This is a genomic window from Streptomyces sp. NPDC005728 (assembly GCF_040630895.1).
GTDB lineage: Bacteria > Actinomycetota > Actinomycetes > Streptomycetales > Streptomycetaceae > Streptomyces.
In genome coordinates this window covers 1-12587 of record NZ_JBEXYL010000060.1, presented here as the reverse complement: position 1 = coordinate 12587, position 12587 = coordinate 1, and the positions used below count along the sequence as shown (strand labels likewise).

General features: G+C 69.0%; 9 protein-coding genes. 2 read left to right on the top strand and 7 right to left on the bottom strand.

Translation table 11 applies throughout. The annotated features are described in order from the left end of the window. Positions 1-305 precede the first annotated feature (305 nt). Positions 306-923, top strand: a complete 618-nt coding sequence (locus tag ABZ471_RS31695; protein ID WP_359071216.1) for a GNAT family N-acetyltransferase — start codon at positions 306-308, stop codon at positions 921-923. A 97-nt stretch (positions 924-1020) separates the two neighbouring features. Here the strand turns inward: ABZ471_RS31695 and trxA are convergent, their stop codons facing one another. The 7 genes from trxA to ABZ471_RS31660 all read right to left on the bottom strand — a co-directional run bounded on the left by trxA (position 1021) and on the right by ABZ471_RS31660 (position 10803). Then, positions 1021-1347, bottom strand: coding sequence for a thioredoxin (gene trxA / locus ABZ471_RS31690; protein ID WP_359071215.1), 327 nt, complete (start codon positions 1345-1347; stop codon positions 1021-1023). Between the two features lie 47 nt (positions 1348-1394). Further along, complete coding sequence (gene trxB, locus ABZ471_RS31685; protein ID WP_359071213.1) at positions 1395-2366, bottom strand: thioredoxin-disulfide reductase; 972 nt, start codon at positions 2364-2366, stop codon at positions 1395-1397. Between the two features lie 171 nt (positions 2367-2537). Continuing rightward, positions 2538-3476, bottom strand: coding sequence for a hypothetical protein (locus tag ABZ471_RS31680; RefSeq protein WP_359071211.1), 939 nt, complete (start codon positions 3474-3476; stop codon positions 2538-2540). Then, positions 3473-4198, bottom strand: coding sequence for an RNA polymerase sigma factor SigM (gene sigM, locus ABZ471_RS31675; protein WP_359071209.1), 726 nt, complete (start codon positions 4196-4198; stop codon positions 3473-3475). The genes ABZ471_RS31680 and sigM overlap by 4 nt, the downstream gene beginning before the upstream one ends. A 21-nt stretch (positions 4199-4219) precedes the next feature. Beyond that, positions 4220-5920: a serine/threonine protein kinase gene (locus ABZ471_RS31670; protein ID WP_359071207.1), complete on the bottom strand. Its 1701-nt coding sequence runs from the start codon at positions 5918-5920 to the stop codon at positions 4220-4222. A 118-nt stretch (positions 5921-6038) separates the two neighbouring features. Further along, complete coding sequence (gene murJ, locus ABZ471_RS31665) at positions 6039-8390, bottom strand: murein biosynthesis integral membrane protein MurJ (protein WP_359071205.1); 2352 nt, start codon at positions 8388-8390, stop codon at positions 6039-6041. A gap of 46 nt (positions 8391-8436) precedes the next feature. Then, positions 8437-10803 (bottom strand): DUF6049 family protein, encoded by a 2367-nt coding sequence (locus ABZ471_RS31660; RefSeq protein WP_359071203.1) that lies wholly within the window; start codon positions 10801-10803, stop codon positions 8437-8439. A gap of 253 nt (positions 10804-11056) precedes the next feature. On the opposite strand from ABZ471_RS31660, the gene ABZ471_RS31655 reads away from it, so the two are divergent. Next, positions 11057-12499 (top strand): CCA tRNA nucleotidyltransferase, encoded by a 1443-nt coding sequence (locus tag ABZ471_RS31655; RefSeq protein ID WP_359071201.1) that lies wholly within the window; start codon positions 11057-11059, stop codon positions 12497-12499. Positions 12500-12587: the final 88 nt, after the last annotated feature.

Below are 12587 nucleotides of genomic sequence, written 5' to 3'. Positions count from 1 at the left end.
CCCGCCGGATGGTGAGGGGAGCGGATCGTGTCCGGTGCGTACCGGAAGACGGTCCGCTCTTTGCTTTGAGCCGCTATCGAGCGCATCACATCGTGGATACGATGCGGATGGGGTATGGCGCATCCACCTGGCAGATCTCTGAGTGGGGAGACAGGGGCCATGCGATCGATGAGCCGCACCGGACTGGTGAGCGCGGGCCTGGGCTTGGGGGCCGTCGGCGGATTCGTCGGCAGCTTGCTCAGGGAACGGAGTGCTCTGACAGCCGCTCGCGATGCAGCGGGCGAGGGAAGCGAGGAACAGCCTTCATGGGGCGCCGGCTCGTACCGCTCACGTTGGACAACGTTCAGGACCTTCCCCAGCGTTGTCGCTCGTGTGTCTTCTGGGAGCTGGACCCCGTCAGCGGAGAGGCCGCGGTGACGGCGGGTACCTCCGCGCTGGAGAAGGAGTCCTGGATCTCCGCTGTCCTGCTGGACTGGGGATCATGCGGCCGCGTGGTCTACGTCGACGATGCACCCGTGGGCTTCGTGCTGTATGCGCCGCCGGCCTATGTCCCGCGCTCCACGTCGTTCCCCACGAGCCCGATCTCGCCGGATGCCGTCCAGCTCATGACAGCGTTCATCCTTCCCGGCTACCAGGGACAGGGGCTGGGCCGGGTGATGGTACAGACGGTCGCCAAGGACCTGCTGCGCCGTGGCTTCAAAGCGATCGAGGCGTTCGGCAACGCCCGCTGGAAGGAGCCCGCCTGCCTGCTGCCCGCCGATCATCTCCTTGCCGTGGGCTTCAAGACGGTCCGGCAGCACCCCAAGCATCCCCGTCTGCGGCTGGAGCTGCGCTCGACGCTCTCCTGGAAGGAAGACGTGGAGCACGCCCTGGACCGGCTCCTGGGGGCCGTTCAGAAGGAACCGGTGCTGCGGCCCCTGTAGAGGGCGGAGCGCCCGTCGGAGGGGCTGAGCCAACCGAGGGCCTCATGCAAACGGGCCAACCCGTGGGGGTTGGCCCGTTCGTGTTTCACGTGAAACGTCACTCGGCGATGAACTCGTCGAGGTCGCGGAGGAGCGCGGTCTTCGGCTTGGCGCCCACGATGGTCTTGGCGACCTCACCACCCTGGTAGACGTTCAGGGTCGGGATGGACATGACGCCGTACTTGGCTGCCGTGGCCGGGTTCTCGTCGATGTTGAGCTTGACGATCTCGATCTTGTCGCCGTGCTCGGCGGCGATTGCCTCAAGGGACGGAGCGATCTGGCGGCACGGACCGCACCAGGCGGCCCAGAAGTCCACCAGGACGGGCTTGTCGTTCTTGAGGACGTCCTCATCGAAGGTGGCGTCGGTCACAATCTTCAGGGCCACGGCTGGCTCCTTATCTGCAGGTGCGGCGGGGGTGGGGAAGGGGAAGGTCAGACCGCGGGAGCCTTCTCGGGCTCCGCCGCGTCCTCGTCCGCGAGGGCGGAGAGGAAGCGCTCGGCGTCCAGGGCGGCGGAGCAGCCCGTACCGGCTGCGGTGATCGCCTGTCGGTAAGTGTGGTCGACCACGTCACCGGCGGCGAAGACACCGGTCACATTGGTACGGGTGGACGGAGAGGCGACCTTCAGGTAGCCCTCCTCGTCCAGGTCCAGCTGGCCCTTGAACAGCTCGGTGCGCGGGTCGTGGCCGATCGCGATGAACAGACCCGTCACGGGCAGGTCCGACAGCTCGCTGGTCTTGACGTTGCGCAGCTTCAGACCGGAGAGCTTCTGGTCGCCCTGGACCTCGGCGACCTCGCTGTCCCAGACGAACTTGATCTTCGGGTCGCCGAAGGCACGCTCCTGCATCGCCTTGGAGGCGCGCAGGGTGTCACGGCGGTGGACGATCGTCACGGACCTGGCGAACCGCGAGAGGAAGGTGGCCTCCTCCATCGCGGTGTCACCGCCGCCGATCACGGCGATGTCCTGGTCCTTGAAGAAGAACCCGTCACAGGTGGCACACCAGGAGACACCGCGGCCGGAGAGGGCGTCCTCGTTCGGCAGGCCCAGCTTGCGGTGCTGGGAGCCGGTGGTGACGATGACGGCCTTGGCGCGGTGGACCGTGCCCGCGGTGTCGGTGACGGTCTTGATCTCACCGGACAGATCGACGGAGACGATGTCGTCCGGGATCAGCTCGGCGCCGAAGCGCTCGGCCTGCGCCCGCATGTTGTCCATCAGATCGGGCCCCATGATGCCCTCGCGGAAGCCCGGGAAGTTCTCCACCTCGGTGGTGTTCATCAGCGCGCCACCAGCGGTGACGGCACCCTCGAACACCAGGGGCTTCAGCGACGCGCGCGCGGTGTAGAGCGCCGCCGTGTAGCCGGCGGGCCCGGAGCCGATGATGATCACGTTACGGACGTCGCTCACGGCTTGATTCCTCGTCTCTGGTCTGTGTCATTCGACCGGTGGGAGCCCCTTTCAGAGCTCTCACCCCACCCAACGGATCCTACGGGGCACGCATTCCCGGTGTGTCCGGGCACACGGGGACCGCACACGGTAGAGATGACCGCACAGACACAGACGAGTCCTTCAGTGGACTCAGGATCGAGGTAGGGACTCCTTGAGCAGAACCTCGCCGGCAGAGGCGGACTGCTGAGGAACGCAGGCCGCGTCCACGACATAGACCGTGACCCGTGCGCTGTCGTCGGCGTCGGGCAGCACGACGAGATAGGCACTCTTACCGGCGTAGGTGCCGGTCTTGGCACCGAGGACATCGTCGCTACGGTTGATCGCCCGTCGGACGCAGTCGGGAACCGAGGGCTCGGTCTGGATGAGGGTGTTCGCGCTGGGGGTCGACCCAGGGGTGTTCTGCTCGGACTCGACGCCTGAGCGTGGCCGCTGGCTGTCGCCCCGCTGCGTGCCCTTCTTCGTGGCGAGCAGATCCTTCACCTGGCTCTCCACGCTCTCCCCGGAGAAGGCGCTGGCGGACGCCGGCAGCGTGTCGTGAGCCGTCGTCGGGGAGCCACCACTGCCGAGCGACTGCAGGACGAGAGACCCGGCCCCCAGGACCGCGGCGGTGAGAACAGCACCCAGGACGACGGTCCTCCGGCGCCGTCCGCGCTCGCGCCCCTTCCGACCCGGACCCGTCGACGCGTTCGGGCGCCCGGCGGGGCGGTCCGCCGGGATCGATGTTTCACGTGAAACACGACTGTGGGCGTCTTCGTCGTCCGGTTCCTCGGACCCGGACACCAGGACGGGCGTGTCCAGGGCTTCAGGTGCGGTGGAGGCCAGCAGGGCCTCGGCCGCGAGGGCCGCATCGATCCGGCCGGCAACGTCCGCCGGCATGCGCGGCGGGCCCGGCACGGTGCCCAGCAGTCCCCGGATCTCCTCCAGTGAGGCGTGGACGTCCGCGCACAGCTCGCACTCCTCCAGATGGCGCCGTACATCCGTGCTGCGGTCCGGCGCGAGGAGGCCTTCGGTGAGGTCGGAGATCTCGGCGACGTCCGGGTGTCCGGCCGTGTCTGTCGAGGAAGTCACGCTCGCCCACCTCCGCCCTTCACTACGGCTGGATCGCTCGGCCCTGTACCTCCGGGACCTCTGTCATGAGGGCCCGTCGCAGGTGGGACGGATGTCCCGTGCACCCGGTTCCGTCCCGGCCCGGGTTCTTTTTGGTCCTCCGTGTTTCCGGGCCGCAGATGGCTCACCAGGGGCAGGAGTCTGGCTCTGCCCCGGGCACACCGGCTCTTCACCGTCCCTGTGGGCACATCAAGGATCCGAGCGGCCTCGGCCACGGGATACCCCTGCATGTCCACGAGAACCAGAGCCGCACGCTGTTCATACGGAAGCGTGCCGAGCGCCTCGAGGAGCTGGCGATGCAGATCGTTCCGCTCGGCGGGCGCGGAAGCCGACTCGTGCGGCTCCAGCAGCTGCTCCAGCCGCTCGGTGTCGTCGACGGGCGCGGTTTTCCGGGAGGCCGCTTTCCGGACCCGGTCCAGGCAGGCATTCACCGTGATCCGGTGCAGCCAGGTCGTGACGGCCGAGTGCCCCTTGAAGGTATGGGCAGCCCGGTAGGCCGACACCAACGCATCCTGAACGGCGTCAGCGGCCTCCTCGCGGTCCCCCAGCGTCCGCAGCGCCACAGCCCAAAGCCGATCCCGATGCCGCCGCACGATCTCACCGAAGGCCTCGGGGTCGCCTTCCACATGGCGGGCGAGCAGGTCCTGGTCGCTCACTCCGCCGTATCCGGCGCCCTGTGCCATCTGCCCCTCCACGGGGGGAACCTAGCTGGTCACCTTGATGTCTGCCACCCTGCCCCGCCAGTGACCCTGACCGTCGGCAGGCAGCTTGGTCAGCCACACCAGGAGGTACTGGGTCTTGAGGGACTTGCCGGGCTTGAGTTCCACCGTCGTGCCCGAGCCGTCGGCAACCTTGGTGAAGGCCTCGAAGGACGTCGGCTCCGACCCGGCGTCCGCGCCTGCGGCACGCAACTCGACGGAAGTCTCCCCTATGAAGGTGACCGATACGTTCCCGACCTGCTGGACCTTGCCGAGGTCGAGGATCATGCCGACACCCGACTTGAGGTTGCCGAGTTCCGGACTCAAGTAGAAGTCCGTCTGCCAGTACGTGGCCGCGCTGTTGTCGTAGGCCTTGCTTATGTCACCCGGCTTTTCGGATTGGTCCTTGCCGAACGGGTCGAAGTCGCGGGCGCGCTGGATGGCGATCGGCTTGCCGGACGAAGGCTTCTTCGGGCCCTTGTCGCCGCCGTCCTGCGTCTGCGTGTTGTTGGTGTCGTTGGACTTGTCACCCTGGTCCATCAGGGCGTCCGCCAGCTGCCAGCTGCCCAGGCCCAGCGCGGCAATGAGGAGCGCCGAGACCGCCCACTTCAGGGCCTTGCCGGTGCGGCTCTGCAGCGGGGGCGGTGGGGTCGCCATCGGCTGCGTGGCACCGGGGCGCGGTGCGGGGCGGCCGTACGTGCCCTGCTGGTACGTCGTGCGCTGGTACTCCGGCGGCGCTGTGAACGCCGGCTCCGGCGGGCGGATGCGGGGCATCTCGCCGATCGCCTTGACCAGCTCTTCCGGCGTGGTGCACGGAGCCTCGTGGCGCGAGGCCGTGGCCCCGTCGTTGGCAAGGGCCCGCATCGCGAGCTCTGAGAGGCCGCGGTGGACACCGGCGCGCACCTGGTCCGGTGCGATGAGGCCGATGGTCTTGGGCAGGCCGGACAGTCCGTAGGCGTCGTTCTCGTACGGCCAGCGCTGTGTCAGCGCGGCGTAGAGCAGGGCGCCGATCGACTCGGTGTCGGTGCGCTGCGGGGTCTCGGAGCTGATGCCGCGCAGCGCCGCGTTCACGGCGAGGCCGCGGATGCGCCACTGACCGGTGGAGGCGCGCAGGACGGCGTTCGGGTTGAGCCGAAGATGTGCGAGGCCCTCGCGGTGCGCTGCGGCCATGGCCGAGGCGATCTGACTGACCATCTGGTAGGCGTCGTGCGGCTCCAGCGGGCCGGATGCCAGCAGCGTGGTCAGCTCGGTGGCGTCGGGCAGCCATTCGTGCACGACGTAGACGAGGTCGTTCTCCTCCACGGCGTCGAGGACCTGGACGAAGCGCGGGTCGCCGAGCAGTGCGGAGGAACGGGCCGCGGCCAGTACGGACCGGGCCCGCGCATGGTCCGCGGGGAGGATGTGGACGCCGACGGCACGACGGAGTTTCTCGTCGACCGCACGCCAACTGCTGAATCCGTCCAGACGGGTGACGCACTCCTCGAGGCGATAGCGTCTGGCGAGCTTGTGACCGCTGTGCAGTTCTGGAGGCGAGGCCTTCTTTGCGTGACCCTCCACCCCGCCGCTTCCCTGTGCCTGGTCGCTGTCCGTGTCCAGCTCCGGGTTCTGGGCCACCCCGTCGGCCGTGGACTGGTCCGCCTTGGCGGTCAGCGGCTGATCGCCGCTGTTGTCTGCCACGTCGACGGCAGCCGTGCTCCGTTCCGCCACCGTCGTCCCTGCCTCCCCATCCGTTGCACGCTGTCCGACGCCGAATCCAATTGTGCCCACAGTCCGGCGCTATGCACGACACACAGCAGCGGACGAAGGTTGTGCGCCTACCCCCGCTTCAGCGTCCCAGACGCCCGCGCACCATTCCCACGAGCGAGTTGAGTTCCTCGATCCGCATCCGGCGGGCCGCCACGAAGAAGACCCCGAGCAGCACCGCACCGCCGATGAGCAGTGCGGCGAAGGAACCGATGACGCCCTGCCCGAGGGTGTGCCCGATGCCGTAGCAGGCCGCGCCGCTGAGCAGGGCCGCCGGCACCGATGCGATGCCGAGCCGAGCATAGGTCCGCAGCACCCGGGTGCCGTCCAGGTCACCGCCGAGCCGCTTGCGCAGCCGGCGCCACGCCACGCCCACCCCGATCGCGTAGGCGACGCCGTACGAGGCGGCCATGCCCGCCACCGCCCAGCGGGACGGCAGCACGAAGTAGCAGAGCAAGGAGGCGCCCGCGTTGACCGCCGCCACGATCACGGTGTTGTAGAAGGGCGTGCGGGTGTCCTCGTAGGCGTAGAAGGCACGCAGGACGACGTACTGCACCGAGTACGGGATGAGGCCGAGGGCGAAGGCCATCAGCATGTAGCCCATGTTGACGGCCGAGCTGGTGCCCGCGGAGCCGAAGATCAGCGTGCACATCGGGATTCCGAGCGAGAGGAAGCCGAAGGCGATGGGCACGATGGCGACTGCAGTGGTACGCAGGCCCTGGGAGATGTCGTCGCGGACGGCTCCGCCGTCGCCCTCGGCGGCCGACCGTGAGATACGGGGCAGCAAAGCGGCCATCAGGGACACCGTGATGATGGCCTGCGGCAGTCCCCAGATCAGCTGGGCGTTGGCGTAGGCGGCGAAGCCGGTGCCCTTGACGCCGGAGTCGTCGCCGGCGGCGGTGGACAGCTGGGTCACGACCATGGCGCCCACCTGGTTGGCGAGAACGAACAGGATCGTCCACTTGGCGAGCATCGCGGCCTTGCCCAGGCCGTGGCCCTTCCAGTCGAACCGCAGCCGGATCCGGAATCCGGTCTCGCGCAGGTAGGGGATCATCGCGAGGGCCTGTACGACCAGGCCGAGCAGTACACCCACACCGAGCAGTCGCTGACCCTGCGGAGGGATGCTGGCGACGTCCAGGTGGGAGTTGGCCGCGGTGCCGTAGACCCAGATGAACGCGCCGAGCGAGACGATGATGACGATGTTGTTCAGGACCGGGGTCCACATCATCGCGCCGAACTTCCCGCGCGCGTTGAGGATCTGACCCATCACCACGTGGATGCCCATGAAGAAGATCGAGGGCAGGAAGTAACGGGTGAAGGTGACCGCGACGTCGTTGGCCGCCGGGTCGTCGGCGATGGTGGGGGACAGCATCCGCACCAGCAACGGCGCCGCGAACATCGCGAGACCGGTCAGCGCGGCCAGGGCCACCATCACGAGGGTCAGCAGCCGGTTGGCGAAGGCCTCGCCGCCGTCCTCGTCCTCCTTCATGGAACGCACCAGCTGGGGCACGAAGACGGAGTTGAGGCCGCCGCCAACGGTGAGGATGTAGATCATCGTCGGCAGCTGGTAGGCCACCTGGAAGGAGTCGGCGAGGAAGCCGAGACCCAGAGCGGCGGCGATCAGCGCGGAGCGGACGAAACCGGTGAGTCGGGAGACCATCGTGCCAGCCGCCATGACGGCGCTGGACTTCAGCAGCCCGGAGGCGCGCCCGCCCTTCTTCGCGGCGGGAGCCGCCGTGGCGGGAGCCTGGGCCGAACCGGACGGACCGGCGGGATCGGGGGCCGCGGCCGGGGCAGGCACGGGGGGCTGGACCGGGTTTCCGGCAGCGGGGGGACCGGGCTGGTACGGGGTCTCGGCGTACTGGTTCGCGTACTGCGGGTTCTGTGCGTACGGCGGCGCCGGGTAGGGAGCCGCAGGGCCCTGACCGGGTCCCTGCGCGGCCACCGGGGGATCCATCGGCGCGGGACCGGCGCCCTGCTGCTGGTCCCGGAAGAGGTGAGCGAAGGCGTCCGGCTCGTGGTACTCCTCGCCGGAGTGCGTGACCAGGTCGTCCACCCCCACGAACTGTGTCGTGCGGGGGTTGTCGCCGTACGGCAGGTACGGGGTCGCGCCCTCCGGCTCGGGCGCCGGGGTCTGCGCCCACACATGCGGGTCCGGGGCGTACGGCGACTGGGCCGGCGTGGTGTACAGCGGCTGCTGCGGCTCGTAGGTGCCCGGGGGCGGCGGCGGGTGCGCGGCACGGTCGTAGAGCGCCTCGGCGACCGGGTCCTGGGCGGCGAGGTCCTGCGCCCGGTAGGGGTCCTGGTCGTAGGCGTCCTGGAGGTACATGTCCGCCGCGTGCTGCGGCGGCACCTGGCCGGGCTCGGGCGGCGGCTCGGGGTAGCCCGAGCCGGCAGCGCCCTGTCCGCGGTCACCGTCGTACGGCGCGTTCATGGTTACCCCACCTCATCGTCCCGGGCCACACCGGCCACGACATCGCTCAACGGTCCACTCTCTCACCCGTCCCGGACGGGTCGGCGCTTTCCGGTGCGGTGTCCGGCGCAGGGTCACTCGGCTGCTCCGGGTCGTCTGCCCCCGAACGGGCGTCCGACTCCTCCGGGAGACGATCCCCGGGGGCGCCGGGGTTCCCCGGCTCGTCGTCGATGTCCTCCCCCGCGGCGTCGGGGCCGTTGTCCTCGGCCTGGCGGGCGGCTGCGCGCTTGCGCTGGGTGTACATCCGGAAGCCGGCGAGGACGAGGAGGAGCACGCCGCCGCCGATGACCAGCATGACGGTGGGCGTGACCTCGGTGACCTTCACGTCGAAGCTGACCGGGTCGCCGTACTCCTGGCCGTCCTCGGTGTACATCTGGGCGAGGACCGTGACCCGGCCGTTGGCGTTGGCCGAGGTGGTGAACTTCACGGACTGGCTGTGGCCGCCGGAGACATCGACGGGCTGCTCGTAGTAGGCCTTGCCGCCGATCTTCAGGCGGGTCGGCTGCGACGAGGTGAGCCGCAGGACCAGGTGGCTCACGGGCTGGACGAGGTTGTTCTGGACGGTCACCGGGATGGTGGCGCTGCGACCGGAGAGCTTCGTCTCGGACTTGTCGATCAGCTTGACCTGGTCGGCCAGCTCGTCGAGCCAGGCCTCCACGTCGCCCCGGAAGCTGTCCGCCTCCGTGCTGCGGCCTCGCCATGAGGTGGACATCTCACGGTTTATGGCCCGCCCGAACGGGGTGACCACGCGGGACTGGTCGCTGAGGATCACCTTGAAGTTGTCGAGCTTGTCCTGCGTTCGCGCGATCTGCTCGAAGGACGTCCTCGGCAGCTCCTGCTTGCGCAGGGAGGAGGGGTACACGGACCTGGAGGGGATGCGCGTGGTGGCGCTCGGGTCGGGTTTGGCCTTGGCCGCCGCGGTGAGGTTCTGCGACTGGGACCAGTTCCCGTCCTGGAGCGCCTTCAGCGCAGCCGCCATCGCCTGCACCTGGCTCGCCGTCGGCATCCGCTGCGGGGCGACGACGATGCTGCGCTGCTCGTCCGTCTGCGCGTTCACTTCCAGGCTCTGGGCCAGGAACTCCTGCACGGCGAGCGTCGCCGAGTCCGCCTTGGTCAGATCGCCCTCGAAGGCCGTGGACAGCCGTGCGTCGGCCGCCACCGCCGTCGTGCCTCCGCCGACCGGGCGGGCCGCGGAGGGTGTGTAGGGCAGCCCTGCGGTCTCCTGGAGGCTGTCGCTGCGGGCGATCACGCGGTCGGCGCCGGCGGAGGTGGCGACCTTCATGATCGACGGGTCTACGGCCCCTTCCACGGGCCAGGCGAAGTCGGTGGTCGGCGTGACGTGGAGGATGGTCTTCACGGTGATGCCGGCAACGTCGGTGGCGTCCTTGAGGTGGCTGAGGGAGCCGGTGACGCTGGTTCCGCTGTGTGCGAGAGAGGCGAGGTCCGGGTCGGCGAAGGGCAGCGCGACGACTTCCTTGCCCACGACCGCCTGCTGCAGGTTGGCCAGCCACTGCTTGGCGGCCGCCTGGTGGGTGCCGGCCGTGGTGGTGCCGCCGTCGCCCTGGATCCGGTAGTTGCCCGCCATCGCGTCCACCGACGCCAGCAGGTCCGGGTCGATCACCCAGGTGACGTCGAGGTCCTTGCCGAGCTCCACCATCTGAGCCAGTCGGCCGCCGGGGGCGATCTCCTTGGCCAGGTCGTCGTTGAGGAAGACCGGCGTCTGCAGTTCGCCGGCGCCCGTCCTGGCCGTCATGTGGACCGTGGAGATCAACGGCCACAGGAACGTCGTCTTCGTCTTCGTGCCGGCCTCGGAGGGCTGCCACGGCAGGAACGTCTGCTGGATGCCGAGTACCCGATCCCAAGGCCGTGCGGACGTCTGGCCGGACAGGGAGACCCCGAACTTGTAGACGCCGTCCTCGCCGAGGTCCAGCTTGTCCACCGGGACCGAGATGCTGAAGTGTTCGGCGACGCCCGGAGCGAGCTTGGAGAACTTCTCCTCGTACTTTCCGCCGATCTCGGATCCGGTGCCGCTCTGGAGATCGTCGGAGTGCCGGGAGACACCGTCGATCGCCGAGCGCGTGTTCAGCAGAGGCCCCACCTGCAGGCCCACGTGGGCGCCGGTGACGGCCTGCTTGCCGTTGTTGGTCACCGTGCCGGACACGGTCAGCGTGTCCCCGTCCGTGGGGGCACTGGGGCTGAGCGAGTCCACGGCGACCGACACGGTGTCCGAGGAAGCGGCCTGGGCCTGTCCCGCGGCGGGCAGCTGAAGGAGCCCCGCCAGCAGGGGCGCCCCGGCGAGCAGTGCTCCGGTGCGCCGTATCCACCGGCGGGCAGGTGAGGCACCGGTCCCCTGGAAGTGAGCCGCCTCGGCCACGCGCTCGTCCGTCCCTCGTCGTCAGTGGTCGTCGGAATGTGCGTCCACGCATGGTAACGAGGCGCGCTGAGGGGAAGTGCCGCGGTCCGCTCCACAAGATCGGGAGAGCGCGGCGCCCCGTCCTCTCTATCCAGTATCGAGGGAAGAGCAGAGGTATGCCGTAAGCACAGTGCTTGTGCGGGTATGCCAGGGGGAGGCCGTGCCGCCTAATGGGGGCGCCCCTGGGCGTCGGGGCCACGTACCCTCTTTTGTTGTGCCGAACCCCAACGATGCCAATCCCTCTGCCCTGAGCCAGGCGCAGCAACTCGCTGTGAGTGAGCTGCTACGGGTGGCCCCCGTCGCCGACGACATCGCCCGCCGTTTCCAGGAGGCCGGGTTCTCGCTCGCCCTGGTGGGCGGCTCGGTCCGCGACGCGCTGCTCGGCCGGCTCGGGAACGACCTGGACTTCACCACTGACGCGCGCCCCGAGGACGTACTGAAGATCGTGCGGCCATGGGCGGACGCCGTCTGGGAGGTCGGGATCGCCTTCGGCACCGTGGGCGCGCAGAAGGACGGCTACCAGATCGAGATCACCACCTACCGGTCGGAGGCGTACGACCGCACCTCGCGCAAGCCCGAGGTTTCGTACGGCGACTCCATCGAGGAGGACCTTGTCCGCCGCGACTTCACGGTCAACGCGATGGCGGTGGCGCTGCCGGAGAAGGAGTTCATCGACCCCCACGGCGGTCTCGACGACCTCGCGGCCAGGGTGCTGCGTACCCCCGGCACGCCCGAGGAGTCGTTCTCGGACGATCCGCTGCGGATGATGCGGGCCGCTCGGTTCGCCGCCCAGCTGGACTTCGAGGTCGCTCCCGAGGTCGTCACCGCGATGACGGACATGGCCGGGCGGATCGAGATCGTCTCGGCCGAGCGGGTCCGGGACGAGCTGAACAAGCTGATCGTCTCCGCCTTCCCGCGCAAGGGCCTGGCCCTGCTCGTCGACACCGGCCTCGCCGACCACGTCCTGCCCGAGTTGCCGGCCCTGCGTCTGGAGAGTGACGAGCACCACCGGCACAAGGATGTCTACGACCACACACTGATCGTGCTGGAGCAGGCGATCGCGCTGGAGGAGGGCGGTCCGGACCTCGCCCTGCGTCTGGCCGCGCTGCTGCACGACATCGGTAAGCCCCGTACGCGCCGTTTCGAGTCGGACGGCCGGGTCTCGTTCCACCACCACGAGGTGGTCGGCGCGAAGATGACCAAGAAGCGTATGACTGCGCTGAAGTACTCCAACGAGCTGGTGAAGGACGTCTCACGTCTGGTCGAACTTCACCTGCGCTTCCACGGCTACGGCACGGGCGAGTGGACGGACTCGGCCGTGCGGCGCTACGTCCGTGACGGTGGCCCGCTCCTGGACCGCCTGCACAAGCTGACCCGCTCCGACTGCACCACGCGGAACAAGCGGAAGGCGGCCGCGTTGTCGCGGGCCTACAACGGCCTTGAGGAGCGTATCGCCCAGCTTCAGGAGCAGGAGGAGCTGGACGCGATCCGTCCGGACCTCGACGGCAACCAGATCATGGAGATTCTGGGCGTCGGTCCTGGCCCCGTCATCGGCAAGGCGTACAAGCACATGCTGGAGCTGCGCCTGGAGAACGGGCCGATGGAGCACGACGCTGCGACGGCGGCTCTCAAGGAGTGGTGGGCCGAGCAGAGCTGAGGCCGTCGGTGGGGTCGTGTTTCACGTGAAACAACACCCCGGGCGAAAGGAGGGGGGGATGTTATAAAGGTAAAAAAAACACCGCGGA